Source organism: Ancylobacter sp. (assembly GCF_965279025.1).
GTDB lineage: Bacteria > Pseudomonadota > Alphaproteobacteria > Rhizobiales > Xanthobacteraceae > Ancylobacter.
Window position 1 is genome coordinate 99711 of the sequence record NZ_OZ257132.1, and the last position, 24731, is coordinate 124441.

Below are 24731 nucleotides of genomic sequence, written 5' to 3' on the forward strand. Positions count from 1 at the left end.
GCGTTCAGCCCGGCGGCGGGGCGACAACCGGGCCGATGACGAGCTCATCGACGATGAAACGCTCAACGCGCCCGGGCAGGTAGAAGATGTCCGAGACCAGATCGTGCTCGGCAACCGTCCAGTGCGGATCGTCCTCCTTGCGCTGAACCCACACGAAGCGGGACGTTTCGATGACCTCGCTGTTTCGGGAGGCCTCGATCTCCGCCGCCATCTGCGCGGTAGCTCCGCCGGCCTGCACGATCGTCGCGAGTTGTGCGGCCACGCTGTCTGGAATGGGTTTTACGCCCGTGCTCCATCGGCGGGCCGTTCGCACGTCGACGCCCAGCAGCTTGGCGACGCCGGCCGGCGTGTGGCCCAGCTTTGCCAGCGCGTTCTGAAACTCTTCGGGCGTCATCCGTCTGCTCGTCTCTCGATAGTGGGCAACCACCCTCACCGGCGTAGCAATCGATGATTTGCCCGCGCCGTTCAATGTGAATTCGCCCGGGATCCGGCCCTCTGGCGCCGAATCCAGCCGATACGGCGGGCAGGCTCTCGCCCAAACGGCATGGCCGCCGGGGATGAAAGCGCGCCGCCACATGCACCCGCCGGCAAATGCCGTAGAATTTACCAAGGCGACACTGACGCTGCGGCCTGCATGCTTTGCTCAAGGCCTGTGCGGGCCGAACCACAAGACGGCGCGGGCTTTGCCGGCTTCTGCGAAGGGAGAGCGCCGCGCGGCCACGGCCGGCGCTTGCCAGTCCGGTCGTCTGGCGGCATACACCCGCTCAGCAAGACCCTCAGCGTGTATGCTGGGTGGCACCTCGTCCCGCAGCAGGACACGGAAGTCCAGGATCATGATGATGGACCGTCGCAGTGCCGATGTCAGCAAGACCGATGCGACCGCTCGGCTCGGGCGTCGGGCGGGGCTTCTCAGCCGCCGGTCGTTTCTCGCCGGCTCCGCCGTCAGCCTCGGCGCACTGGGGCTGGCCGGCTGCGCGGCACCGGAAGGCATGAGCCTCGCCGAGGCGGCAAAGGTCTATGGCCCCCTGCCCGACGAAAAGTTTCCCATCCCGGCGGTTGATGTCAGCAAGGTCAAGCCGAAATATTTCCGCAAGACCGTACGCTACGAAACGGACGAGGCGCCGGGAACGATCATCGTCGATCCCAGCAACTACTATGTCTACCGCGTCGAGGGTGATGGAACCGCGACCCGCTATGGCGCGAATGTGGGTCGCGCCGGGTTCCTTTGGAACGGCGACGCCTATGTCGGGCGCAAAAGCGAATGGGCGACGTGGACGCCGCCCAGGGAAATGATCAAGCGCCAGCCCGAAGTGGCCAAATATGCCGGCGGCATGCCGGGCGGCCTCGACAACCCGCTCGGTGCCCGCACGCTTCATCTCTACCAGAATGGTACCTACACACTCTATACGATCTACGCCTCCAGCGCCCCCGAATCGATCGGCTCCGGCGTCACGAGCGGTTGTGTGGGCCTGCTGAGCCAGGACATGATCGACCTGTACGACCGCACCCCGGTCAAGACGAAGGTCGTCGTCCTGCCGGCCTAGGGCCGGATACGGGGCTAAGCGCCCCCCGGCCCTGTCCGCTCCTCCGCCCATGCGGCGATGTCGCCGGGGCGGGCCAGCCAGATCTCCTGCCGCCGCGCCGCAATGTGTTCCAGCGCCCGGGTCAGGGCGCGCAGGCGGAACGGCTGGCCGGAGATGAACGAGTGCACCACCACGCTCATCACCAATGGCTGGGTCCTTGAGGCCTCCAGCATCTCATCGAACTCGTCGATGATCATCTCGGCGAAATCGCGCGCGCTGGCCTGCCGGCCGATGATGGTGGTGCTGTCGTTCAGCTCCAGCGCATAAGGCATCGACATCAGCCGGCCGGTCTGGGTGGTCAGCCACACCGGCTGGTCGTCCATGCGGAAATCCGCGACATATTTGAAGCCTTCCGCCGCCAGCAGGTCCAGCGTCGCCGGGCTGTGGGCCAGCCACGGGCTCGACCAGCCGGCCGGCGGCGCGCCCTCCTCGACGGTGATGCGCTCGACCACGGCGCGCAGATAAGCGGCCTCTTCCTGCGGGTCCATGCCGGCGAGCGTGTGCGAATTGCTGATGCCGTGCGCGACGAATTCGGCGCCGATGTCGCGGGCGGCGGCAATGACGGCCGGGGCGTGATCGTAGATTGCGGTGTTCAGCAGCAGCGCTGGTGCGATGTCGAAGGAGGCGAGCCGTTCGAACAGCCGGAACGCCCCGACGCGGTTGCCATAGTCGCGCCAGGAGGCATTGACGAGATCGGGCCTGGAGGCGCCAGGAAAAAGGTCCTCGGTAAGCCCCTCGCCGAAAGAATACTCTTCGACGCCCACCGCGACATAGACCGCGAGGCCGGCCCCATTCGGCCAGCGATAGGCGGGGCGATCCTTGATCGAGGAGAAGCTGTAGCGACCGTGGGTGGCGAGCGGTGTCGCGGACATCGTTGGATTCCTAGTGATCGCCAAGCCAGCGGTTCATGCCGACATCCGAGGCCGCGGCCTTGGCGTACATGGCGCGGTAATAGGGCAGCAACCGCTCGGCGGCTTTTGACGCGGTGTGCAGCGCCGGCACGCGCGCGGCGAAAAGCTCGCGCGCCTCGGCCCGCAGCGCGGCCTCGTCGAGGGTGGCGAGGCGGCCGTTCTCGTACACGATCCGCCCATTGACCATGGTCAGCACGACCGAGCCGCCATTCTCGCAATACACCAGCTGGCGATGCAGATCGTTCAACGGCGTGAAGGCGAGCGTGTCGAGATCGACCAGCGTCAGGTCGGCGAGCCGGCCGGCGGCGACACTGCCGAGCTGGTCCTGCAATCCCATGGCGCGGGCTCCCCCGCGCAGCAGGCAATCGAGGATCTCGCTGGCGCGCGGCCAGCTGTCATAGTCCGGCCCGGTGATGTTGTGGATGAGGCCGGCCATCTTGGCCACCGCCCACATGTTCACCGCGTCGTCGGCGATGGCCTCGTCGGTGCCCAGGCAAATCGGGATGCCGCGCTCGCGCATGGCGCGGAACTGCATGACCCCGCTGCCGAGCCGCAGATTGCTGATCGGGTTATGGGCGACGACCGCGCCGCTCGCCGCGATGAGGTCGAGATCGTCCTCGTCCACCCAGATAGCGTGGATGATGTTCATGCGCGCCGACAGCAGGCCGAGATCGGACACGTAGCGAATGAGCGAGCGGCCGTTGAAGCGCTCATGCCCCAGCACGCGCTGCAGCTTGGTCTCCAGCATATGGGCGTAAAACGGCAGGCCGTGGCTGCGGCTGAGGTCTTCCAGCGCATGGAAATAATCGGTCGAGACGCGCTGCGGCGCCGAGCAGGAAACCGCCGCGCGCAGGCGCCCGCCCTCCGCGCCATGCCAGCGGGTGATGAGGTGCCGGTACATGCCGAGCAGATCCTGCATGCCGAAGGCGCGGGGCGCGGCAAATGCCGCGCGCAGGTCCTCCGGCAGCAAGTCCTTGAGGAAGGGCAGCTTGTCGAGTTCGGGCAGGTTCGGCTCGTCCAGCGCCAGCGTGGCGCGGATGCCGCTATCGGCGTAGGCCTGCATCACCGCGTCGACGATGTCGATGGTTGGTTCGGGGACGAAGAACGCGTCGTCCTGCACGGAGGTGACGCCGGCCTTCAGCATCTCGGCGCAGGCAAGCTGGGTGCGCACATAGGCCTCGCGCGGGCTGGGGCGCAGCGCCTCCAGCGCCGGCGATTCGTAGAGCATGAAGATTTCCAGCGGCAGGCTGTCGAGCCGGCCCTTCATGTGGTTCACGGGCGAGTGGAAATGCGCGTTGACGAGGCCGGGCATCAGCAGCTTGCCGTGACCGTCGATGCGGCGGGCATCGGCTGGTGCGCGCGTCGTGGCATCCGCGCCGACCGCCGCGATGGCGTCACCCTCCACCAGAACATCTGTGGCCGGCGACATGCCGCGCGCGCCGTCGAGTTCCAGAAGATGAACGTCGCGGAACAATGTGCTCATGGTGCGATCCCGTCGAACAGCCGGCCCCAGCGCCGCCCGCGAAAATCGGCGCGCCCGACCATATGCAGCCCGTGCCACACCGCCAGCGTGACGGAGTCAAGGATCGGCAGGCCGAGTTCGCGCTCCAGCGCGTCGACCCCATAGGCGGCGGGGAAATTGGTGCACCAGGTGAGGATGGCGTCCGGCTTGGCGGCGGCGACATCGCGGATCATCGCCGCGATGGCGTCGTCGGGAACGGCGGCGTAGTCGAGATTATCGGCGATGCCGGAATGCGCCTGCGCCACCACCTCCAGCCCCTCGCGTTCAAAGCCGGCGATGAGCTTGGCCTGGTAGTCGGTGACATAGGGCGTGACCACCGCGATACGCCGCGCGCCGAGGCGGGCAAGCGCGGCTTCCAGCGCCAGCGACGAGGTGGTGGCGGGGATGCCGGTTTCCTCGGTCACGCGGCGGCACAGTTCGCGGTCCGTGGCGAAGCCCAGCGTCGCGCCCTTGCTGCCGTTCCACGCGATCACATCCGGTCGCGCCTGCGCCAGCAGCCGGGCGGCAGTGAGCATCCCGTCCCAGTCGTAATCGTCAGGATGCAGGTCGCGGGCGCCGAACACCGGCGTGCGAGAGAAATGGCCGGAAACCTCGGGAAAATCAGCAAGCATGGCGCAGGTCACCCGCTCCACCACGAGATTGGCCGAGGGGGTGATCATGCCGAGAGCTGCGCGACAATCGGGGCGAAGCGAGGGAGAAGCGAGGCTCACGCGGCATCCTCCTGCACCAGCCAGTTGCGGTCGGCCTGCCAGCTCGCCAGCACCTCGCTGCCCGGCCCGATATCGGGCGCGACGGCATCGACGACATCGTTCTGGCGTACCGCGATCAGCGGCTCCTCGCCGGGGCGACGCAGGTAATAATGCGTGCTGATGCCGTGATAGACCACTTGTTCCACGGTCATCCGCGCCGCATTTGGGCCGGCCTCGCCGGTGGCGGGGACTATGCGCACCGATTCCGGGCGCAGCGCGATGGTGGCCTGCCCGTTCGCCGGCGGCGTGCCGTCGAGCGCGAGGGTGAGGCCGTCGCCGGTGGTGACGAGATAGCCGCCGGCTTCCCGCCGGGTGACGCGGCCGTGGAAGAAATTCGACGTGCCGATGAAGCTGGCGACGAACCGTGTCGCCGGGTGCTCATAGACCTCCTTCGGCGTGCCGACCTGCTCGATGCGGCCGTTGTTCATCACCGCCACCCGGTCGGAAAGGGTGAGCGCCTCGTCCTGGTCATGGGTGACCATCAGCGTGGTGATGCCAAGCCGCTGCTGCAGCTGGCGCATCTCGATCTGCATGTTCTCGCGCAGCTTCTTGTCGAGCGCGCCGAACGGCTCGTCGAGCAGCAGCACGGATGGCTCGACGATCAGCGCGCGGGCAAGGCCGACACGCTGCTGCTGGCCGCCGGAAAGCTGGTGCGGCAGCCGGTCGGCAAAGGAGGAAAGCCGCACGGTACTGAGCGTCGCCGCCACGCGGCTGGCGATCTCGCCCTTCGGCACCTTCCGCATTTCCAGCCCGAAGGCCAAGTTGCGGGCGACGGTGAGGTGCGGGAACAGCGCGTAGTTCTGGAAGAGCATGCCGATATTGCGGTGGTGCACCGGCGTGTCGACGACGGAGCGGCCGGCAATGCGGATATCGCCGGCGCTGGGATCGATGAGACCGGCGATCATCCGCATGATCGTGGTCTTGCCGCAGCCCGAAGGACCCAGCAGGGACAGCACATGCCCCGGCTCGATGGTGAAGCTGACGCCGCGCACGGCGCGGTGCGCGCCGTAATCCTTCCGCACATCGTCCACCGCGATGTCGGCGGCGCGGATCGCCAATTCGGGCTGCGGGTTTGCCATGAGGGTTACGCCGTGAAGATCTGGTTGAGGTTTTCGATCCAGCTGGACCGCACCGAGTTCACATAGGCCCAATCGGGGCTGAACAGGCCGAGTTCGTCCATCTTGGATTCAGGGTAGGCGAGCAGGCCGGCGATCTCCGGCTTGAAGCTGAGGCCGCTCACCGCCGGTGCCGCCAGCGCGGTCTCGGCGAGGCCCTGCTGGATGGCGGGGTCGAGCATGCGGTTCATGAACTCGGCGCCAAGGTCGGCGTTCGGGGCGTTCTTCACCAGGATCTGGCAGTTCACGCCGGCGAAGGCTCCCTCCTTGGGGAAGCACATGTCAATGCTCGCGCCCTTCAGCTTGTAGGGGTAGACGTATTTCGAGTATTCCGGCCCGCCGATGGCGCCCTGGCCCTGCGCCACCAGCAGGGGCGCGTCGTCGGTGCTGTAGAGGTTCAGCACGTTGGGCTTCAGCTCCTTGAGCTTGGGCCATGCCTGGTCGGCGAGATACTGCGCTTCCTTGTAGGGCTTTCCGCTGGCGATGGCGGCGGCGATGATGACGGTGAATACGCTCGGCGTGGTCTTGGTGCCGACCAGCGAGACCTTGCGGGCAAAGCGCGGGTCCCACAGCTCGGCATAGCTTTCCAGCGGCTTGGTGGCCTGCGGGTTGTAGAACAGCCCCGCCGAGGAGATGGCGAGGGCGACGCCGTAGCCGTCATTATAGATGAAACGCGGATAGACCTTGGCGAGGTTGGGCATCTTGTCCCGGGGCAGCGGGTCGATCAGCCCCTCGCGCTTGGCAATCTCGACGCCGAGATCGTCGACGAACATCACGGTGAACTTCGGCGCCTCCTTGCCGGCGCGCAGCAGCGCGATTTGGCCCAGCGTCGAGCCCTGCTGGGCGTCGACCTTGCAGTCGAAGTCCTTCTCAAAGGCCGGCAACACCTGCTTGCGTATGAACTCGCCCTGCACGCCGCCCCAGATGCCGATTTGCATGGTCTTGCCGGCGGCCCAGGCATTGCGGACGAAGAAGCTCGGCGCGGCAAGGACGGCGCCGGCGGCAGCGCCTGCCTTCAGAAGGCGGCGGCGGCTGAGGCGGGTGGAAAGTACCTTTGAGGCGGTCATGGCATGGCTCCGGGGTTCGCGCTTCGGCCCGGGCCGCGCGCAGCGAGTGAAATGAACGGCGATGCGTATGCGAGGCGGGCTAGAAGCTCATGGCGCGTCTCAGGCCGGCGAGGCGTTCCAGCAGCAGCACCATGAACAGCGAGAAGAAGATCATCAGCGAGGCGATGGCGGCGATGCCGGGATCGAACATGCGGCTGATGAGCGAGAGCATCATCATCGGCAGCGGCACGTGCGAGGCATCGAACAGCCACATCGAGACGGCGTAATTGTCGAACGAAGTGACGAAGGCGAACAGCGCGCCGGCGACCAGACCCGGCATGATCTGCGGACGGGTGATGCGCCAGAAGGCGGTGAAGCGACCGGCACCCAGCGTGCGTGCCGCTTCTTCGAGACCGGGATCGACCACCACGAGGCTGGCCGAGACGGTGCGCACGACATAGGGCGTCGTCACCAGCACATGGCCGATCCACAGGTTCAGGAAGGCGTCGTTCAAGCCGATCGACGAGAACAGCCGCAGCAGCGCGATGCCGGTGACCAGCGAGGGGAAGATCAGCGGCGACAGCACCAACGCCTGGATCAGCCCTTTGCCGGGGAAGGAGAGCCGCACGAGGCCGACGGCGGTCGGCGTGCCCAGCAGCACGGCGCCGCAGGCCGCCGTCGTGCTCAGCAGCACGCTGAAGCTGAAGGACGAGGTGAAGTCGGGATCTTCAAGAACCTTGCCGTACCACTGCAAGGTAAAGCCCTGCGGTGGAAAGGTGACGAACGGCGTGTCCGAGATCGACAATACGATCGGGAAGATCAGCGGTAGCAGCAGGAACAGGACGATGAGGCCGGTGAGGGTGTAGATGAGCGGCGCGGCGCGCCCGAGACCGTTCTCCGACATCACGCGGCCTCCGTCGCACGGGAGCGGAAGCGCCGCTCGATCAGCGTCATGTAGACGAGGTTGATCGCCATCACGATCAGCACCATGGCGGTGGCGATGGCGGCACCGAACGGCCAGTCGAACACGGTGAGGATCTGCTCTTCCACCAGCGTGCCGAGCATCTTGGTGAAGCTGCCGCCGAGCAGCGCCGGCAGGATGAAGGACGAGGCGGTGAGCGAGAACACCAGCGTGCAGCCGACACCGAGGCCGGGCACGCTGAGCGGCAGCGTCACGCGGCGGAACACCGCCAGGCTCGACCCGCCGAGCGTGCGGGCGGCGTCTTCCACCGCCGGGTCGATGCGCCCGATGGCGGCGGCCAGCGGTAGCACCATCATCGGCAGGAATACCTGCATCGAGCCGATGACGACCGCCCATTCGGTGTAGAGAATCTCGACCGGCCCGAGGCCGACATAGGACAGCGCCCAGTTGAGCACGCCGCTATTGCCGTTGCCGAGGATGATGCGCCAGCCATAGGCGCGCACCACGACATTCACCAGCAGCGGCGCGATCACCAGCACGGTGATGGCCCGACCGATCAGCGCCGGCCCACGGGCGATGACCATGGCGAGCGGATAGGCCAGCAGCATCGCGCCGATGGTGGTGAACAGGCTGATGCGCAGCGTGGTGATCACGACGTTACGATAAAGATCGACCGCGCCGAGCCGGATGTAGTTGGCCAGCGTGAACGTATCGCTCAACGTGCCGTCAGGAAGCTGCTGCAGGAAGCTGTAACGCACCATCAGCCCCACCGGGATGACGAAGACGGCGAGGAAGAACACCACCACCGGCCCCAGAAGCATGAGGGCCGGCAGCAACTTCCGGCGGCGCGCGGCCACGCCGGATGCCACGGCAACAGGGGGCATCGGCGCGGAACCATGGGTCAGATCGAGCGACACGGGACACCCTCTTGAGCGAGGAGGCGGCGGCGGGACGCCGTTTTCATGTCGATAATCGTACAGAGGATTGTCGACAAAACAATCCTGTTATGTGCACCAATTATTTGCTGATCGTGATACAAAAATAGGCATTTAACTCGACATCGAATGGGCTACATGTCTACATGCCTCAGCGATATCGATGCGGTGGATGATGGCACGCAAGGACGGGACGGGCGACGTGGGAGGCCGTGCGGACGCGCCGGAGGACGAGCGCGGCGGCGGCACGGACGACGCCATCTACGCGAAGATCCATGCCGCCATAGCCGCGCAGGACTTGCCTCCCGGAACGCGCCTGCGCGAGGACGAGATGCGGCAGATCTTCGGCGTCAGCCGGGCGCGCATCCGCAAGGTGTTCGCGCGGCTGGCCTACGCGGGACTGGTGACGATCGAGCCGAACAAGGGCGCGTCCGTATTCCAGCCCACCCCCCGGGAAGCGCGCGAGATATTCGCCGCGCGGCGGGGCATCGAAGGCACCATCGTGCGGCTGCTGGCCGGCCGGATCGGCAAAGCGGAGCTCGCCACGCTGAACCGCCATATCGCGCTGGAAGTCGCCGCCGAAGCGCGCCGCGACTGGCCGGAGATGGTCCGGCTGTCCGGGGAGTTCCATCTGCTGCTGGCCGAGATTGCCGGCAACGACATCTTGCTGCGCTTTCTGCGCGAACTCATCACCCGCGAGGCGCTGGTGATCCTGGTCTATGAGAAGCCGGGGCAGCCGAGTTGCTCGCACCACGAGCACCAGATGATCCTCAACGCCATCGTCACCGGCGACAGCGCGGCGGCAACCGCGCTGATGGAGGAACACCTCGGCAATGTCGAGGAGCGCCTCGATCTCGACCGCGACACCCGCAAGAGCGTCGACCTCAACCGGCTGTTTGCCACTAGCTGACGCCGCAAATTTTCCAACAGGCTCTCACACCTATGTGTTGGTGATCGCTCCGGATAGAGGAACCGCGGCGATTTTGGGCCATTACCCCTGTACACGCAGGGGAGAAGTCCATGACAGAGCGCGCTCGGCACGAATCCTACGATCAACCTGTGGGAGGTTGGGGATCGGCAAAGTCGCTCTTGATACACTCCACTGAGCAGCATGCCGTTTCAGCTATATCGAGTCTCGTTACGGCTCATAACAAGACTGGCGGATACATGTGCACGAGCTGCGCATGGGCGAAGCCGGCCAAGCCGCATGCCGCCGAATTCTGCGAGAACGGCGCGAAGGCCACCTTCTGGGACGTGACCTCGAACCGCACCACGCCCGATTTCTTCGCGCAGCACACCGTTTCCGAACTGCTCGGCTGGTCGGATTACGATCTGGAGAACCAGGGGCGCCTCACGCACCCGATGCGCTACGACGCCAGCCTCGACAGATATGTCGAGGTGTCGTGGGACGAGGCCTTCGCGCAGATCGGCGAGAAGCTGCGCGGCTATGCGCCGGATGAGGTCGTCTTCTACGCCTCCGGGCGGGCGTCGCTCGAAACCTCCTACATGTACCAGCTTCTGGCCCGGCTCTACGGCACCAACAACCTGCCGGACAGTTCCAACATGTGCCACGAGACCACCTCCGTGGCCCTGCCGCCGAGCATCGGAACCCCGGTCGGGACGGTGCTGCTGGAGGATTTCGAGCACACCGACTGCATCCTCTCCTTCGGGCAGAATGTCGGCACCAATGCCCCGAGGCTGCTGCACCCCCTGCAGGAAGCGCGCGAGCGCGACGTGCCGATCATCGTCTTCAATCCACTGCGCGAGAAGGGCTGGGAGGCGTTCGTCAACCCGCAGCGGCCGGGCCAGATGCTGACCAACGAGCCGACGCTGATCGCCACGCAGTATTATCAACTGCGCGCCGGCGGCGACATCGCCGCCATGGTCGGCATGGCGAAGGCGCTGCTGGCGTTCGACGACGACGCGCGCCTGTTCGATGGCAAGCGGGTGCTGGATCACGCGTTCATCGCCGAACACACGGACGGATTCCCGGCCTTCGAGGCCATGGTGCGGGAAACCGGGTGGGACGACATCCAGCTTGCCTCCGGCCTGTCCCAGGCGGCACTGGAGGCGGCGGCCACCACCTTTTCCAAGGCGCGGTCGGTGATCGCGATCTACGGCATGGGCCTGACCCAGCACCGGCTCGGCGTCGACAACGTCCAGACCCTGGTGAACCTGCTGCTGATGGGCGGCCATATCGGCAAGCCTGGCGCCGGCATCTGCCCGGTGCGGGGGCACTCGAATGTGCAGGGCCAGCGCACGGTCGGTATCGCCGAGAAGGCCGAGCTGGTGCCGCTGGACTGGCTTGCCGATCAGTTCGGCTTCGAGCCGCCGCGCGAGGACGGTCTGAACACGGTCGAGGTGTGCGAGGCGGTGATCGCCGGCAAGATCGGCGCCTTCATCGGGCTCGGCGGCAATTTCGTGCGGGCGGTTCCCGAGCGGGAACTGATGGAGCAGAAATGGCGCGGCCTCGATCTCTCCGTGCAGATCGCCACCAAGCTCAACCGCTCCCATCTCGTGACGGCGAAGACCACCTATGTGCTTCCGACGCTCGTGCGTTCGGAGATCGACTCCCAGGCCACCGGCCCGCAGATCGTCACCATCGAGGATTCCACCACCTGCATCCATGCCTCGCGCGGCACATTCGGCCCGGCAGCCGAGACGCTGCTATCCGAGCCCAGGATCGTCGCGGAAATCGCCAAGGCGACCCTTCGCGCCAACCCGCTGGTTCCCTGGGATCGCTGGGTGGACGACTATTCCCTGGTGCGCGACGCGATCGAGGCGAGCTTTCCCGACGATTTCCGCGATTTCAACGCCCGGCTGGACACGCCCGGCGGCTTCCCCCGGCCTGTGGCCGCCCGTGATCGCAAATGGGAGACCGAGAGCGGCAAGGCCAATTTCCAGATCCCGCAGGCATTGTCGGCGAGCTTCGACGACGGCAAGGACGCCGATGTCATGCGGCTGATCACCCTTCGGTCGAACGACCAGTTCAACACGACCGTTTACGGCTATTCCGACCGTCTGCGCGGCATCAGCGGCTCGCGCATGGTGATCATGATGAATAGGGATGACCGGCTGCGGCTCGGCATTACCGAGAACGGCATGGTGCGCATGGTGACGGCCGTCGATGACGGTATCCACCGCGCCATGGGCGGCTTTCAGGTGATCGACTACGACGTGCCGCCCGGCACCTGCGCGTCCTATTTTCCCGAGTGCAACGCGCTGATCCCGCTCTGGCACTTTGCCCAGGGCAGCAAGACGCCCGCCGCCAAGTCAGTTCCGGTGCGGATACATCCCGATTGATGGCGTCCCCCAGAGCTTACGGCCCGGTGGTGGCGCAGGCCCCTACCTGGGCGTGATCGCCCCACGCAGCAGGGCCGGCGGCTTTTACCGGAACAACAGCTGCGGCAGGCCGTTACCAAATGGGCGGTTTCCCGGCACCCTTGGGGGCGCAGGAGGGTGAGATCGCCCCGGCGAGGCCCCGCCTTGTCCGACTGAGCCTCTCGCGTGCTGCGCCGTTCCGCCTTTTCTGCCCCCCAGGGAGCCTCGACATGGAACAGATCATTCCCGTTTGTGGTCCCGCTCCCGCTCCCGACCTGCTTTACACGGCATGGAACGTCGCGCCCTTGCCGATCCTTGCGCTCGCCCTGCTGGCAGCGATGCGGATTCCGGGCGTGCAGAAAGGGCCGGCATGCGCGGCGGCGGCGGCCCTTTTCCTTGCCTTCGTCTCACCGCTCTGCGCGCTGACCGTTGCGCTGTTCGCGGCGCGCGGGCTGCATCACCTCGTGCTCGTCCTCGTGGCTGCACCGGCACTGGCGCTTGCCTGGCCGCACCGACTGCCCTTCGGGCGGATCGGCAGCTTCATTGGCCTATCGGCCTTCCTGTGGCTTTGGCATCTGCCGGCCGCCTACACGCTCGCCTGGGAAAGCCCCCGCTTCTACTGGCTGATGCAGGCGGGATTTCTGGGATCGGCGTGGGCGTTCTGGTCGCACGTGTTCCACGCCGAGCACCCGGCAGAGCGGGTCGCCTCCGTCGGCATGGTGCTGGCGTTGGCCGGGCAGATGGGCCTGATCGCCGCCATCCTCACCTTCTCGCCCCGCATCCTCTATCTCCAGCATGTCGGCGCCACCGAGGCCTATGGGCTCGGCGCGCTCGCCGACCAGCAACTGGCGGGGCTGGTGATGTGGGTGCCGGGAATGGTGCCGCTCGCCCTGCTCGGCGCACTGCTGCTGCGGCGCGGCTGGCGTGAGGCGAGCCTGACATGATTGCCGTACTGAAGGCAGTGCATATCCTCACGCTCAGCCTATGGTGCGCCGGGCTGGTGGCGCTTCCCATCGTGCTGCAGGTCTATGGCCGCCGGGAGGAAGTGCGCACGCAGGCCGGCTTCTCCGAGTTCCGGCTGCTGGTACACGCCACCTATACCCGCATCGTCACCCCCGCAGCGATCATCGCCATCGCGGCGGGCACGGGGCTAATCTTCGCGGTTGGCATCACCGACCCCTGGCTGATGGCCAAACTCGTCGCCGTGGTCGGCATGGTGCTGGTGCATGCCTGGCTGGGCCACCTCTCGGTGCAGGCCTCCGAGGGACGCGGCTCCTACCAGATGCCGCCGGCGCTGCTCGCCTTGCCGGCGGCGCTGCTGTGCATGGGAGCGGTGCTCTATCTCGTCCTCGCCAAGCCGGACCTGCAGCCGCTGATCGACGCCCTGCCGCCAAGCCTGAAAGCGCCTCAGGGCCGACCGCTTCCTTCCGCCTTGGTGCCGATTTGATAGTCGAAGACGAGTTTTCCCCCATGCCAGCCCGTCACTGCGGTCATCCCCGCCATGACCAGCGACAAGGCCAGCCCAACCGGCAGCACCGCACCTTCCGGATCACCGATGCGGATGATCCAGTTCGCCCCGAGGATGGAGAGCAGCATCACCGCCAGAATGAAATGCGTCCAGCTCGACGCGCGGTTGCGGATGCCGCGCACCAGCAGCAGTTCGGCGGTGCCCGTGAGGCCGGCCAGCACGCCCATGGCGAAGGCGCCGAACACCGCATAGGCCGCCACCAGCGCCCAGAAGCCCTCGCCGGTCCACATATAGAGAAGGTCCGCCCCCAGCGTGCTGAAGGACAGGGCGATGGGAAAGGCCACCAGCATCGCGTGCAGCGGATGACCGGCGATGGCGATCTTCGATTCCGTGTCCTGCAGGGCCCGCCGCTCTTCCAGCGGGTCGAACAGATCGGGGCGCGTATCCATCGGGTTCCCTTCGCTTCGCGTCTGGCCTCCCCGTTGAAGTGCGCAGGCTTGGCTACGGTTCCCCTTCTTCTGGCGGGATGTGACGGCCCGCTCTCGACCCTGTCGCCCTCCGGCCCTGTCGCGCAGGACATCGCCTGGCTCTGGTGGGCGATGCTGGCGGGGGCGACCCTGCTGGCCCTCATGGTGTTCGTGCTGGTGGCCCTCAGCTTCGGCCGGCCCCGCGAGGTGCCCGAGGCGCGGTGGATCCTCGGACTGGGCGTGTGGTTCTCGCTCGGCGTACTCACGCTGACGCTTATTGCCGCGCTGTGGGTGGGCGAGCGTATCCTGCCGCACGGGACCGCGCTGGAGGTGCACGCCCATGCACGGCAATGGTCGTGGAGCTTCACGCAACCCGGCGCGGACGGCCCGAGCGAGACGCAGGGCGTACTGCACATACCCGCCGGCCAGCCGGTCGACGTGCTCATCACCTCATCGGACGTGATCCATTCCTTCTGGGTGCCGCAGCTCGGCGGCAAGATGGATGCGATCCCCGGCCGTGTGAACCGTCTGCGCATCGAAGCCGCGCGGCCTGGCACCTATGAAGGCCTGTGCGCCGAGTTCTGCGGGCTGGAGCATGCGGCGATGCGCTTCGAGGTGATCGCGCACGACCCGGCCGATTGGCCGCCACGCGCGCCGGAGGCCCGCCCATGACCCCGAACGACATGCCCTCCGCCCTCCCCGCCAATCGCGCGCGCCGGGCGCTCGCCCTGCACAGGGAAATGGATCGCGTCTGGCGCAACGATCCCGGCCTGTGGGGACAGATCACCACCGTGAGCCACACCACGCTCGGCCTGCGCTTCATGGGCACCGCCTTCGTGTTCTTCGGCATTGGCGGCCTGCTCTCGATGCTGATCCGGGCGCAGCTGGCGACCCCGGACGGCGCGTTTCTCGACACGGCGCTCTACAACCAGATCTTCACGATGCATGGCAGCATCATGATGTTCCTGTTCGCCATCCCGCTCCTGGAGGGGCTGGCGATGTATCTGCTGCCGAAGATGCTGGGAACGCGGGACCTTGCCTTTCCTCGCCTCTCGGCGCTGGGCTACTGGTGCTACCTGCTTGGCGGCACCATTCTCATCGTCGCGCTGCTGGCCGGCGTGGCGCCCGGCGAAGGGTGGTTCATGTACACGCCCTTGTCGGGGCGGGCCTATTCGCCGGGAATCAATGCCGATGTCTGGCTTCTGGGCGTCACCTTCGTCGAGATTTCCGCCCTGTCGGCGGCGATCGAGCTGATGGTGTCCATCCTGCGCCTGCGGGCGCCGGGGATGAAGCTGACGCAGATGCCGCTCTTCGCCTGGTACATGCTGGGCACCGCCGCGATGATGCTGGCGGGTTTCCCGCCGCTGATCCTCGGCTCCGTCCTCCTGGAAATGGAGCGCGCCTTCGGCTGGCCGTTCTTCGATCCCGAACGCGGCGGCGACCCGCTATTGTGGCAGCATCTGTTCTGGCTGTTCGGCCATCCCGAGGTCTACATCATCTTCCTGCCGGCGGCGGGCGTCCTGTCCACCGTCATTCCCGTGCTCTGCCGCACGCGGATCGTCGGCTACGGCGCCATTGTCGCGGCGATCCTCGGCATGGTGTTCCTGAGCTTCGGGCTGTGGGTGCACCACATGTTCGCGGTGGGGATTCCCCATCTCGCGCTGGCGTTCTTTTCCGCCGCGTCGATGCTGGTCGCGGTGCCCACCGCAGTGCAGATCTTCGCCTGGATCGGCACGATGTGGCGCGGGCGGCCAGAGCTGAAGCTGCCCATGTATTACATACTCGGCTTCTTCCTTACCTTCGTGATGGGCGGGCTGACAGGCGTGATGCTGGCGGTCGTGCCGTTCAACTGGCAGGCGCACGACACCGCCTTCGTCACCGCCCACCTGCATTATGTGCTGATCGGCGGCTTCGTCTTTCCTATGCTGGCGGGGATGACGTGGTGGATGCCGATGATGAGCGGGCGCCGCCCCATCAAGGGGCTGGGCGAGGCGGCCTTCTGGATCATTCTGATCGGCTTCCACGGCACCTTCTTTCTCATGCACCTGACCGGCCTCATGGGCATGCCGCGCCGGATACCGACCTATGCCGGCAATCCCGAATGGATGTGGCTCAACCTGAGCTCGTCCTTCTTCAGCTTCGTCATGACCATCGGCTTCGCCCTGTTCCTGATCGACCTTCTGCTTCAGGCCGGGCTTGGCAAACGCAGCGTGCGCAACCCTTGGGACGCGCCGACGCTGGATTGGGCGATCGCGCTGCCGCCGCCCAACTACAATTTCGCCTCGCTGCCGGGCCCGGCGCTGCTGAGCGCCGGCGCGCCGGCGGCAAGCCTGCCCCTGGCGCGCGGCGAGGGCCTGCTGCCGGGGGCGCCGCGCGGCCGGCGCGAAATCCTGGTGTCGTCCGTCGGCTCGGCACGGCCCGAGCATGTCGCCCTGTTGCCGTTCAACACGGCCCTGCCCCTGCTGGTCGCGCTCGCCATCGGCACCTTCGTGCTGCTGATGCTGGCGGGCCTCTACAAGGTGGCGCCAGTGGCGCTGATCCCGGTCGTCGCGCTGACCTGGATATGGGCCCGACGGGCCACTGTTGGGAAGGACGGGGAGACGATCGAGGTCGCGCCGGGGCTACATCTGCCGGTCGGCCCGCGCGATGAGCCGACGCTGACGCTGAGCGGGCTGCGCTTCCTGCTATTTGCCGACGGCGCCTTCTTCGCCTCGCTGCTGTTCGGCCTCGCCTTCCTGTCGCTCGTCTCGCCCGGTCCCGCCATGCCCCCCTGGCAGCCCGCCGCCCCAGCGGTTGGCATCGGCGCCGTCGCCCTGCTGGCGCTTCTCGCGCTGGGCGCCATCTGCGCCCGGCAGGCGCTGTCACGTGCCGAGACCCGCCGGCCCGCGACGGCCCGACTTGCCGGCGCCGTGGCCGCCAACCTCATTGCCTTGCTTGCGCTGGCGACACTGGCATTCTGGCAGCTTCCCGACCCGACCCGCCATGCCGCAGACGCGGTACGCGCGGCCATCGTGGCCTATGCCGGGCTGCATGTCGCCCTGGCGCTGCTCTTCAGCGCCTTCGCGCTGGATGAGGCGCGACGGGGCGAACTGACGCCGCGCGCGGGTTCGCTGCGCAATCTCGGGGCATGGCAGAGCTACACGCTGGTAGTGGCCGGGCTGGCGGCGGTGGCCATCTGGGCGCAGGGGACGGCGGGATGAGCAGCTCTGGCGGGATACGCTGGCTGGCATGGTTCATCGCCGGCCCCACGATCTGGGCGGTGAGCTTCTCCGCCGCCTATGGCCTGCACGGCCTTGGCTGCGCGTGGGACTGGACGTCGCTGGCCATTGGTCCGGTCAGCCTCCAGCGCGCGGCGATCCTGCTCGTCTGGCTGGCCGGAATGCTCGCCTGCCTCGCTCTGCTCCCTCCGGCCGGCCGAAGCCTCGGCCCTGACGCGCGGCTGCCCCGGCTGGGCCTCTGGATCGGCTTCGTCGCCACCCTCTTCACGCTCGCCCCGGCGCTGGTAGCCTCTACCTGCTGATCCGCCCGCCCGTCTTCATCGCCACGCACCAAGGGCCATGACGACAGGGCGCCGCTGCGGGCAGGCCGTGCTGGATTTGCGTTGGAAAACCGAGCCGATTGCAGGAGCCCCGGCCGCTGGAGACATTGCCTCTTCTCGTGGCGATCTCGGAACCGAAAGGGCCACGGCCGAACCGCAGCGCTGCGAAGGCAATCCGCAGAAAATGGCGCGCCCACGGGGAATCGAACCCCGGTTTTCGCCGTGAGAGGGCGACGTCCTAACCGCTAGACGATGGGCGCATCTAGGCAGGCCGGTCTCTTAGAGCGATTTGGCAGCGGGATCAAGCGTCCCGTCCGGAGGCCGCTGCTTTTTCCACCGGCTGTGCACGTCGCTGGTGCGACCCGCCATGGCGGCGCGGCTCAGGGCGCACTGGCGAAACCGAGGACGCCGCGCGGCGCGCGGGTGTCGAGGTCGAAGAAATGCGTCTCGACGCGGCCCTCGCGCGCCACCGTCACGGCGATGAGGTCGCCCGAGACCACGGCCGAACGCACATCCGCGCCTTTTGGCAGCTGGATCGTACCGGCAATCTCGGCCGGGGCGCTTTTCCTGCCGCTCATCAGCTTGTATGCGATCGCTCCAAAGACGGCGAGAAAGCCGAGAAGCATGATAAGGCCGGAGAAGGCGGCGAAGCGGCGCATCCGGCGCAGCACGCGCTCGGCCGCGGGGTCGAGCTTGTCGTCGTCTGTATCAGGAGAAGTCATGCCGGCACCGGACGAACTGAACGAGGATCTGGACGATGTCGTGCCGGAAGTCGGCGCAACGCGCGTCGATATCACCGTCGGGCCGGAGGATGAAGGGCAAAGGCTCGATCGGGTCCTGGCGCGGCACTGGCCCGAGCTGAGCCGCACCCGTCTGCAGGCCCTGATGGCGGGGGGAAAGGTCCAGCGCGCCGGGCAGCCGGTCTCCGGCGGTTCGGCCAAGGCCATAGTCGGCGAGACCTACAGCATCGAGGTGCCGGCGCCCGAGGCGGCCGCGCCGGTGGCGCAGGACATCCCGCTCGACATCGTCTACGAAGACGAGCACCTGATCGTTATCGACAAGCCCGCCGGCATGGTCGTGCACCCCGCCCCGGGCAATGCGGACGGCACGCTGGTCAACGCGCTGCTATATCACTGCGGCGACAGCCTTTCCGGCATTGGCGGGGTGAAGCGGCCGGGCATCGTCCATCGGCTCGACAAGGACACATCCGGCCTGATCGTCGTCGCCAAAAACGACCGCGCCCATAAAAGGCTGGCCGCCCAGTTCGCCGACCATGGCCGCACCGGCCCGCTGGAGCGCGCCTATCTCGCCTTCGTGTGGGGCGTGCCCGATCTGCCCAGCGGCACGGTGGACGCCCCCCTCGCCCGCCATCCCGTCGCCCGCGAGCGCATCGCCGTGCGCACCGGCGGACGCTTCGCCATCACCCATTGGCAGCGCCTCGCCTCCTATGCCGACACGCAGGGCCGCCCCATCGCCGCGTTGGTGGAATGCCAGCTGGAGACCGGGCGCACGCACCAGATCCGCGTGCACATGGCCCATGTCGGGCACCCCCTGCTGGGGGATTCGATCTATTCCGGCGGCCAGCGCACGCGCGCCCACCGGCTCGGCGAGCCGGCGGGCGCGGCGCTGGAGGCGCTCGGCCGGCAGGCGCTCCATGCCGCGCGGCTGGGCTTCGAGCATCCCGCGACCGGCGAATTTCTGCTGTTTGAAAGCGAACTCCCGGCGGACCTCGCGCGCCTGCAGGCGGCGCTTGATGCCGGCGACTGAGCCCGTATACGCCCGCTCAACGCTTCGTGACCCTTCTTTGCCTTGCGCTTTCGCAAAAACGGCCTCTTCCTGCTATTATAGGTGTAGGGCCGGCTAAAAGCGGCCGCAAATCGGTCGCCCGATGAAGGGGACCGCGAGAAAAGGAGGGTGCAGTTATGGCCCGTTCCGCTATGAGCCTACCGTCTGCCGAAGGCGGCCTGAGCCGCTATCTGGCGGAAATCCGCCGGTTCCCCATGCTGGAGCCGCAGGAAGAATATATGCTCGCCAAGCGCTGGCGCGAGCACGAGGATCCCGATGCCGCGCACCGGCTGGTCACCAGCCATCTGCGTCTCGTCGCCAAGATCGCCATGGGCTACCGCGGCTACGGCCTGCCGATTTCGGAAGTCATTTCCGAAGGCAATGTCGGCCTGATGCAGGCGGTGAAGCGCTTCGAGCCGGACAAGGGCTTCCGTTTGGCCACCTATGCCATGTGGTGGATCAAGGCCTCGATCCAGGAATACATCCTGCGCTCGTGGAGCCTGGTGAAGATGGGCACCACGGCGGCCCAGAAGAAGCTGTTCTTCAACCTGCGCAAGGCCAAGAGCCAGATTTCAGCGCTGGAGGAAGGCGATCTTCGTCCCGACCAAGTGCAGCAGATCGCGACCAAGCTCGGTGTTACCGCGCAGGAAGTGATCGAGATGAACCGGCGGCTGGGCGGCGACGCCTCGCTGAACTCCCCGCTGCGCGGCGATGTCGAGGGCGGCGGCGAGTGGCAGGATTGGCTGGCCGACGACAGCGACAGCCAGGAATCGGTGCTGGTCGAGCACGAGGAGATGGATAACCGCCGCAGTGCGCTGTCCGGCGCCCTCTCGGTGCTGAACGAGCGCGAGCGGCGCATCTTCGAGGCGCGCCGGCTGTCCGACGACCCGATGACGCTGGAGGATCTCGCCACCGAGTTCGGCGTGTCGCGTGAGCGCGTGCGCCAGATCGAGGTCCGCGCCTTCGAGAAGGTGCAGAAGGCGGTGATCGACCGCGTGCATCAGATGGAGACGGCGCCGATGCGGCAGGAAGTCTCGCCGGCGCTTTGAGGCCATTCATCGATCGAGCCGAACGAGGGCGCCCCGCAAGGGCGCCCTTTTCATTTCCGCTCAGATCGGCAGAACCCCTGCCCCGGCCGAGGTCGACAGCGGCGCGGCGAAGGTGCTGGCCCGGCGGACATCGTGAGACAGCACGTCGCGGATGCTGAGCACGCCGACCAGCTGGTGCTCTTCCAGCACCGGCAGATGCCGCACATGGTGTTCGTCCATCAGGGCGCGGACATGGTCGACGGTGTCGGCCATCTGGCAGGAAATCATGTTGCGCGACATCAGGTCGCCGACCGTGAGCCGCAGCGCGGCGGCCCCGCGCTCCGCCACGGCCCGCACCACGTCACGCTCGGAGAAGATGCCGACGACGGTGACGCCCTCGGAACCGCAGGCATCCTTCACTACCACGGCGCCGATGCGCTCGCGATTGAGCAAAGTTGCCGCCATTTCAACGGTTTCCGACATGCGGACCGTTGGCACGCGGGCGTTTTTCAGCTTCATGAGATCGGCGACAAGCATGGCGTATCCCTCTGGTGGTGGAGCCTAGGCCGTCACGCTTCTTATTCTTTTGTCTAAGTCTGGTATGCAATACACAAGCCGTCAACCAATTCCGTTGCGGCACCGCAACATCTGGCGCAACCGGCACAGCAAAAAGGCCGGGCGTGTGCCCGGCCTTTGGCCGCTCCGAGGTGTGGAGGGTCGGTTCGATGAGGTGGACGATGAGACCGACGAGACCGATGAGGCCGGTCCGACCGACCGGCCTCGCGGGGCGTGCCGCTCAATGTCCGAGGTTCTTGACGATGTCCTCGACCATTTTCTTGGCGTCGGCGAACAGCATCATGGTGTTGTCGCGGAAGAACAGCTCGTTCTCCACGCCGGCATAGCCCGCCGCCATGCCGCGCTTGATGAACAGCACCGTCTTGGCCTTCTCCACGTCGAGGATCGGCATGCCGTAGATCGCCGAGGTCGGGTCGGTCTTCGCCGCCGGGTTGGTCACGTCATTGGCGCCGATGACGAAGGCGACGTCCGCCTGCGCGAACTCCGAGTTGATGTCCTCGAGCTCGAACACCTCGTCATAGGGCACGTTGGCCTCGGCCAGCAGCACGTTCATGTGCCCGGGCATGCGCCCCGCCACCGGGTGGATGGCGTACTTGACCTCGACGCCCTCCTCCTTGAGACGGTCGCCCATCTCGCGCAGCGCGTGCTGGGCCTGCGCCACCGCCATGCCGTAGCCCGGCACGATGATGACCTTGGAGGCGTTCTTCATGATGAAGGCCGCGTCCTCGGCCGAGCCCTGCTTCACCGGGCGGCTTTCCACCGCGCCGGCCGGGCCGCCCGCCGCGTCGCCGCCGAACCCGCCCAGGATCACCGAGATGAACGAGCGGTTCATCGCCTTGCACATGATGTAGCTCAGGATCGCGCCCGACGAGCCCACCAGCGCGCCGGTGATAATCAGCGCCGTGTTGCCCAGCGTGAAGCCGATGCCCGCCGCCGCCCAGCCGGAATAGGAGTTCAGCATCGACACCACCACCGGCATGTCGGCGCCGCCGATCGGGATGATGATGAGGCCGCCCAGCACCAGCGCCGCGATCACGATCAGCCAGAACACCGTGTGGCTTTCGCTCATGACCAGCACGCCGATCAGCACCACGATCAGCGCGGCAAGGCCGGCATTGATCACGTGCCGGAACGGCAGCATGATCGGCTTGCCCGACATGTTGCCGTTGAGCTTGGCGAAGGCGATCACCGAACCTGTAAAGGTGATGGCGCCGATGGCGACGCCGAGGCTCATCTCGATCAGCGCCTGGGCGTGGATATGGCCGGGATCGCCGATGCCGAACGCCGCCGGCGCGTAGAGCGCCGCCGCCGCCACCATCACCGCCGACAGGCCGACCAGCGAATGGAAGGCCGCCACCAGCTGCGGCATCTGCGTCATGGCGATCTTGCGGGCGATGACGGCGCCGGCGCCGCCGCCAATGGCGAGGCCGCCGATCACCAGCGCCCAGCCGCCCAGCCCCGCCGGGGGCGAGGCGGCCAGCGTCGTCAGAATGGCGATGGTCATGCCGACCATGCCGAAGATGTTGCCCTGGCGCGAGGTCACCGGGCTCGACAGCCCGCGCAGCGCCAGGATGAACAGGACCCCCGAGACGAGGTAGAGAAGCGCGACGAGATTGGCGTTCATGTCAGCGCGCTCACTTCTTCTTCGAGTACATGGCGAGCATCCGGCTGGTCACCAGGAACCCGCCGAAAATGTTCACCGCCGCCAGGATGAGGCCGACAAAGCCGAAGCCCCGCGCCCATTCCGTGCCCTCGGCCACGGTGTCCACGCCCACTGCCAGCAGCGCGCCCACCACGATCACCGAGGAGATGGCGTTGGTCACGCTCATCAGCGGCGTGTGCAGCGCCGGCGTCACCGACCACACCACGTAATAGCCCACGCACACCGCCAGCACGAAGATGGCGAGGCGGAACACGAACGGGTCGATCGCCCCGCCGGTCAGCGCATGCGCCGCCGTTCCCGCGATGTCGGCATAGTTCTGCGCCGCGACCTCGGCATAGGCCTGCGCCGCCTCCGCCGCCTGGCGCGCCACGTCCGCTGCCATGCGCGCGCCTTCGGCCGCGTTCTGCGCCACGGCGTCGGAGACGCCCGGTGCGTTCTGGGCGAGTATCACGCCCCCTGCCGGATTGGCCATTTCCTATCCCCTTGAAGACTGTTTCCCGGGGCCCAGCCGCACCCTCCCCGGCACGGCCGCCCCGCCTGATCGATCGGGTGACGCGGCGCCTACGCCGCCGAGACGTCCGCCGCAGCAGCCGGTGCCGCAACCTCAACCGCAACCTCTTGCGGCCTGAAGCCCGGATGCACCACCGCCCCGTCCTTGGTCAGCAGCGTCGCCTTCACCAGCTCGTCGTCCCACTTCACCGCCAGGCTCTTCGTCCCCTTGTCGACCAGCGTCTCGACAAACGCGTAGAGGTTCTTGGCGTAGAGCTGCGAGGCGGTCGCCGCCAGCCGGCCCGGCACGTTGAGATGGCCGACGATCTTGACCCCGTTCGCCGTGGTGGCGACTTCGCCCGGCACCGCGCCCTCGACATTGCCGCCGCGCTCCACCGCGAGGTCGATCAGCACCGAGCCCGGCTTCATCGCCGCCACCATGTCGGCGGAAACGAGCTTGGGCGCCGGCCGGCCGGGGATCAGCGCCGTGGTGATGACGATGTCCTGCTTGGCGATATGCGCCGCCGTCAGCGCCGCCTGCTTGGCCTGGTATTCCGCCGACATCGCCTTGGCGTAGCCGCCGGCCGTCTCCGCCTGCTTGAACTCCTCGTCCTCGACCGCGATGAACTTGGCGCCGAGGGATTCGACCTGTTCCTTCGCCGCCGGGCGCACATCGGTGGCCGAGACCACCGCGCCGAGGCGCCGCGCCGTGGCGATCGCCTGCAGGCCGGCAACGCCCGCCCCCATCACGAACACCCGCGCCGCCGGCACGGTGCCGGCCGCCGTCATCATCATCGGGAAGGCGCGGCCGAACTCGGACGAGGCGTCGATCACCGCGCGGTAGCCGGCAAGGTTGGCCTGGGAGGACAGCACGTCCATCACCTGCGCCCGCGTGATGCGCGGCATCAGCTCCATGGCGAACAGGCTCACGCCGGTGCCGGCCACCTCGGCCAGCGCCGCCTCATGGCCGTGCGGGTCGGCGATGGCGATCACCAGCGCCCCGGGCTTCACCCCGGCGAGCGCCGCCGCCTCCGGCCGCCGCACGCCGAGCACGATATCCGCCCCGGCCACCGCCGCCGCATTATCCGCAACCACCGTGGCCCCCGCGCCCTCGTAATCGGCATCGCCGATCCCCGACGCCGACCCCGCTCCCGACGCGACAAACACATCCGCCCCAAGCGAAACATACCGCTTGACCGTGTCCGAAGACGCGGAAACCCGTGGCTCCGAAGCAGAGCTCTCTTTGACAATTGCGATACGCATGGCTGGTCTCAGGACGTGATGATCAAGGCGAGGACGAGCACGCCGAGGAGGGCGAACAGCAGCTTGGGCTTGCCGTCCTGCGAGGCGAGGCCGACGGCGCAGGCGGCTACCGCGGCGAGCGTGCCGACGGTGAAGATGCCCCAGTGCCCGTTGGCGCCGCCAATGGCGAAGGCCACCATGAAGCAGCAGAGGGCCAGCGTGCTGACGAGGGTCATCTTGGTGAAGAAGTGGTACGTGCCACGGTGCTCGGTATAGTCGTTACCGTCCGCCTTGGCGTATTCGGTCACTCCGTGATCGGCCATGTCGACCCCCTCCCAAAGAATAATGATCGCGCGATGCTCCGCTTTAGC

The 24731-nt window shown here is 67.1% G+C and carries 25 protein-coding genes and 1 tRNA gene; 10 read left to right on the forward strand and 16 right to left on the reverse strand.

Translation table 11 applies throughout. The features are described from left to right. Positions 1-4: 4 nt before the first annotated feature. Positions 5-394, reverse strand: coding sequence for a helix-turn-helix domain-containing protein (locus tag ACQY76_RS00430; RefSeq protein ID WP_428030961.1), 390 nt, complete (start codon positions 392-394; stop codon positions 5-7). Positions 395-833: 439 nt separating this feature from the next. Here ACQY76_RS00430 and ACQY76_RS00435 point away from each other — a divergent pair, with 439 nt between their 5' ends. Then, the gene (locus ACQY76_RS00435; RefSeq protein WP_428032901.1) at positions 834-1544 is read left to right on the forward strand and encodes a L,D-transpeptidase family protein; all 711 of its coding nucleotides are present in this window, start codon (positions 834-836) and stop codon (positions 1542-1544) included. A gap of 14 nt (positions 1545-1558) precedes the next feature. On the opposite strand, the gene ACQY76_RS00440 is transcribed toward ACQY76_RS00435, so the two are convergent. The 7 genes from ACQY76_RS00440 to ACQY76_RS00470 all read right to left on the reverse strand — a co-directional run bounded on the left by ACQY76_RS00440 (position 1559) and on the right by ACQY76_RS00470 (position 8765). Continuing rightward, entirely contained in the window at positions 1559-2455 is an 897-nt protein-coding gene (locus tag ACQY76_RS00440) for a polysaccharide deacetylase family protein (RefSeq protein WP_428030962.1), read from the reverse strand. 10 nt (positions 2456-2465) lie between these two features. Beyond that, the gene (locus ACQY76_RS00445; RefSeq protein WP_428030963.1) at positions 2466-3977 is read right to left on the reverse strand and encodes an amidohydrolase family protein; all 1512 of its coding nucleotides are present in this window, start codon (positions 3975-3977) and stop codon (positions 2466-2468) included. Then, entirely contained in the window at positions 3974-4726 is a 753-nt protein-coding gene (locus tag ACQY76_RS00450) for a maleate cis-trans isomerase family protein (RefSeq protein WP_428030964.1), read from the reverse strand. Before ACQY76_RS00450 ends, ACQY76_RS00445 begins: the two co-directional genes overlap by 4 nt. Next, positions 4723-5844, reverse strand: a complete 1122-nt coding sequence (locus ACQY76_RS00455; RefSeq protein ID WP_428030965.1) for an ABC transporter ATP-binding protein — start codon at positions 5842-5844, stop codon at positions 4723-4725. Before ACQY76_RS00455 ends, ACQY76_RS00450 begins: the two co-directional genes overlap by 4 nt. A 5-nt stretch (positions 5845-5849) precedes the next feature. After that, complete coding sequence (locus ACQY76_RS00460) at positions 5850-6947, reverse strand: extracellular solute-binding protein (RefSeq protein WP_428030966.1); 1098 nt, start codon at positions 6945-6947, stop codon at positions 5850-5852. Positions 6948-7026: 79 nt separating this feature from the next. Continuing rightward, on the reverse strand, positions 7027-7830 hold the full coding sequence (locus ACQY76_RS00465) for an ABC transporter permease (protein ID WP_428030967.1): 804 nt from the start codon (positions 7828-7830) through the stop codon (positions 7027-7029). Beyond that, positions 7830-8765, reverse strand: a complete 936-nt coding sequence (locus ACQY76_RS00470) for an ABC transporter permease (RefSeq protein WP_428030968.1) — start codon at positions 8763-8765, stop codon at positions 7830-7832. Before ACQY76_RS00470 ends, ACQY76_RS00465 begins: the two co-directional genes overlap by 1 nt. Positions 8766-8955: 190 nt before the next feature. Between ACQY76_RS00470 and ACQY76_RS00475 the strand changes: the two genes are divergently transcribed. From ACQY76_RS00475 to ACQY76_RS00490, 4 genes are all read left to right on the forward strand, one after another. Beyond that, the gene (locus ACQY76_RS00475) at positions 8956-9693 is read left to right on the forward strand and encodes a GntR family transcriptional regulator (protein WP_428030969.1); all 738 of its coding nucleotides are present in this window, start codon (positions 8956-8958) and stop codon (positions 9691-9693) included. Between the two features lie 110 nt (positions 9694-9803). Continuing rightward, positions 9804-12086, forward strand: a complete 2283-nt coding sequence (locus ACQY76_RS00480) for an FdhF/YdeP family oxidoreductase (RefSeq protein ID WP_428030970.1) — start codon at positions 9804-9806, stop codon at positions 12084-12086. Positions 12087-12334: 248 nt separating this feature from the next. After that, on the forward strand, positions 12335-13048 hold the full coding sequence (locus tag ACQY76_RS00485; protein ID WP_428030971.1) for a cytochrome c oxidase assembly protein: 714 nt from the start codon (positions 12335-12337) through the stop codon (positions 13046-13048). Further along, positions 13045-13551, forward strand: coding sequence for a CopD family protein (locus tag ACQY76_RS00490; RefSeq protein WP_428030972.1), 507 nt, complete (start codon positions 13045-13047; stop codon positions 13549-13551). Before ACQY76_RS00485 ends, ACQY76_RS00490 begins: the two co-directional genes overlap by 4 nt. On the opposite strand, the gene ACQY76_RS00495 is transcribed toward ACQY76_RS00490, so the two are convergent. Continuing rightward, the gene (locus ACQY76_RS00495; protein WP_428030973.1) at positions 13512-14021 is read right to left on the reverse strand and encodes a DUF2231 domain-containing protein; all 510 of its coding nucleotides are present in this window, start codon (positions 14019-14021) and stop codon (positions 13512-13514) included. The genes ACQY76_RS00490 and ACQY76_RS00495 overlap by 40 nt on opposite strands. A gap of 48 nt (positions 14022-14069) precedes the next feature. Between ACQY76_RS00495 and coxB the strand changes: the two genes are divergently transcribed. Genes coxB through ACQY76_RS00510 form a run of 3 tightly spaced genes read left to right on the forward strand, consistent with a single transcriptional unit; the run spans position 14070 to position 17559 of the window. Beyond that, entirely contained in the window at positions 14070-14711 is a 642-nt protein-coding gene (gene coxB / locus ACQY76_RS00500) for a cytochrome c oxidase subunit II (RefSeq protein ID WP_428030974.1), read from the forward strand. Beyond that, entirely contained in the window at positions 14708-17239 is a 2532-nt protein-coding gene (ctaD, locus tag ACQY76_RS00505) for a cytochrome c oxidase subunit I (protein WP_428030975.1), read from the forward strand. Before coxB ends, ctaD begins: the two co-directional genes overlap by 4 nt. Beyond that, positions 17236-17559 carry a hypothetical protein gene (locus ACQY76_RS00510; protein ID WP_428030976.1) on the forward strand — a complete coding sequence of 108 codons (324 nt, stop codon included), beginning with the start codon at positions 17236-17238 and terminating at the stop codon, positions 17557-17559. Before ctaD ends, ACQY76_RS00510 begins: the two co-directional genes overlap by 4 nt. A gap of 203 nt (positions 17560-17762) precedes the next feature. Here ACQY76_RS00510 and ACQY76_RS00515 read toward each other — a convergent pair. Next, positions 17763-17837 (reverse strand) — tRNA-Glu (locus ACQY76_RS00515). Between the two features lie 120 nt (positions 17838-17957). Beyond that, positions 17958-18299, reverse strand: a complete 342-nt coding sequence (locus ACQY76_RS00520; protein WP_428030977.1) for a DUF6476 family protein — start codon at positions 18297-18299, stop codon at positions 17958-17960. On the opposite strand from ACQY76_RS00520, the gene ACQY76_RS00525 reads away from it, so the two are divergent. Then, positions 18298-19344, forward strand: coding sequence for an RluA family pseudouridine synthase (locus ACQY76_RS00525; protein WP_428030978.1), 1047 nt, complete (start codon positions 18298-18300; stop codon positions 19342-19344). The two genes, ACQY76_RS00520 and ACQY76_RS00525, sit on opposite strands and share 2 nt — an antisense overlap. Positions 19345-19499: 155 nt before the next feature. Further along, positions 19500-20411, forward strand: coding sequence for an RNA polymerase sigma factor RpoH (gene rpoH, locus ACQY76_RS00530; RefSeq protein WP_428030979.1), 912 nt, complete (start codon positions 19500-19502; stop codon positions 20409-20411). A gap of 60 nt (positions 20412-20471) precedes the next feature. Here rpoH and ACQY76_RS00535 read toward each other — a convergent pair whose 3' ends face one another. The 5 genes from ACQY76_RS00535 to ACQY76_RS00555 all read right to left on the reverse strand — a co-directional run bounded on the left by ACQY76_RS00535 (position 20472) and on the right by ACQY76_RS00555 (position 24683). Continuing rightward, positions 20472-20927, reverse strand: a complete 456-nt coding sequence (locus ACQY76_RS00535) for a CBS domain-containing protein (protein WP_428030980.1) — start codon at positions 20925-20927, stop codon at positions 20472-20474. 259 nt (positions 20928-21186) lie between these two features. Continuing rightward, positions 21187-22590 (reverse strand): NAD(P)(+) transhydrogenase (Re/Si-specific) subunit beta, encoded by a 1404-nt coding sequence (locus ACQY76_RS00540; protein WP_428030981.1) that lies wholly within the window; start codon positions 22588-22590, stop codon positions 21187-21189. Between the two features lie 10 nt (positions 22591-22600). Further along, entirely contained in the window at positions 22601-23101 is a 501-nt protein-coding gene (locus ACQY76_RS00545) for an NAD(P) transhydrogenase subunit alpha (RefSeq protein ID WP_428030982.1), read from the reverse strand. Positions 23102-23190: 89 nt separating this feature from the next. Next, positions 23191-24381, reverse strand: a complete 1191-nt coding sequence (locus tag ACQY76_RS00550; RefSeq protein WP_428030983.1) for a Re/Si-specific NAD(P)(+) transhydrogenase subunit alpha — start codon at positions 24379-24381, stop codon at positions 23191-23193. Between the two features lie 8 nt (positions 24382-24389). Next, positions 24390-24683 carry an aa3-type cytochrome c oxidase subunit IV gene (locus ACQY76_RS00555; RefSeq protein ID WP_428030984.1) on the reverse strand — a complete coding sequence of 98 codons (294 nt, stop codon included), beginning with the start codon at positions 24681-24683 and terminating at the stop codon, positions 24390-24392. Positions 24684-24731 lie beyond the last annotated feature (48 nt).

Coding starts and splice junctions, on each gene's coding strand:
- ACQY76_RS00430 (WP_428030961.1), bottom strand. CDS start 394: ATGACGCCCGAAGAGTTTCAGAACGCGCTGGCAAAGCTGGGCCACACG.
- ACQY76_RS00435 (WP_428032901.1), top strand. CDS start 834: ATGATGATGGACCGTCGCAGTGCCGATGTCAGCAAGACCGATGCGACC.
- ACQY76_RS00440 (WP_428030962.1), bottom strand. CDS start 2,455: ATGTCCGCGACACCGCTCGCCACCCACGGTCGCTACAGCTTCTCCTCG.
- ACQY76_RS00445 (WP_428030963.1), bottom strand. CDS start 3,977: ATGAGCACATTGTTCCGCGACGTTCATCTTCTGGAACTCGACGGCGCG.
- ACQY76_RS00455 (WP_428030965.1), bottom strand. CDS start 5,844: ATGGCAAACCCGCAGCCCGAATTGGCGATCCGCGCCGCCGACATCGCG.
- ACQY76_RS00460 (WP_428030966.1), bottom strand. CDS start 6,947: ATGACCGCCTCAAAGGTACTTTCCACCCGCCTCAGCCGCCGCCGCCTT.
- ACQY76_RS00465 (WP_428030967.1), bottom strand. CDS start 7,830: ATGTCGGAGAACGGTCTCGGGCGCGCCGCGCCGCTCATCTACACCCTC.
- ACQY76_RS00475 (WP_428030969.1), top strand. CDS start 8,956: ATGATGGCACGCAAGGACGGGACGGGCGACGTGGGAGGCCGTGCGGAC.
- ACQY76_RS00480 (WP_428030970.1), top strand. CDS start 9,804: ATGACAGAGCGCGCTCGGCACGAATCCTACGATCAACCTGTGGGAGGT.
- ACQY76_RS00485 (WP_428030971.1), top strand. CDS start 12,335: ATGGAACAGATCATTCCCGTTTGTGGTCCCGCTCCCGCTCCCGACCTG.
- ACQY76_RS00490 (WP_428030972.1), top strand. CDS start 13,045: ATGATTGCCGTACTGAAGGCAGTGCATATCCTCACGCTCAGCCTATGG.
- ACQY76_RS00495 (WP_428030973.1), bottom strand. CDS start 14,021: ATGGATACGCGCCCCGATCTGTTCGACCCGCTGGAAGAGCGGCGGGCC.
- ctaD (WP_428030975.1), top strand. CDS start 14,708: ATGACCCCGAACGACATGCCCTCCGCCCTCCCCGCCAATCGCGCGCGC.
- ACQY76_RS00510 (WP_428030976.1), top strand. CDS start 17,236: ATGAGCAGCTCTGGCGGGATACGCTGGCTGGCATGGTTCATCGCCGGC.
- ACQY76_RS00525 (WP_428030978.1), top strand. CDS start 18,298: ATGCCGGCACCGGACGAACTGAACGAGGATCTGGACGATGTCGTGCCG.
- ACQY76_RS00520 (WP_428030977.1), bottom strand. CDS start 18,299: ATGACTTCTCCTGATACAGACGACGACAAGCTCGACCCCGCGGCCGAG.
- rpoH (WP_428030979.1), top strand. CDS start 19,500: ATGGCCCGTTCCGCTATGAGCCTACCGTCTGCCGAAGGCGGCCTGAGC.
- ACQY76_RS00535 (WP_428030980.1), bottom strand. CDS start 20,927: ATGCTTGTCGCCGATCTCATGAAGCTGAAAAACGCCCGCGTGCCAACG.
- ACQY76_RS00540 (WP_428030981.1), bottom strand. CDS start 22,590: ATGAACGCCAATCTCGTCGCGCTTCTCTACCTCGTCTCGGGGGTCCTG.
- ACQY76_RS00545 (WP_428030982.1), bottom strand. CDS start 23,101: ATGGCCAATCCGGCAGGGGGCGTGATACTCGCCCAGAACGCACCGGGC.
- ACQY76_RS00550 (WP_428030983.1), bottom strand. CDS start 24,381: ATGCGTATCGCAATTGTCAAAGAGAGCTCTGCTTCGGAGCCACGGGTT.
- ACQY76_RS00555 (WP_428030984.1), bottom strand. CDS start 24,683: ATGGCCGATCACGGAGTGACCGAATACGCCAAGGCGGACGGTAACGAC.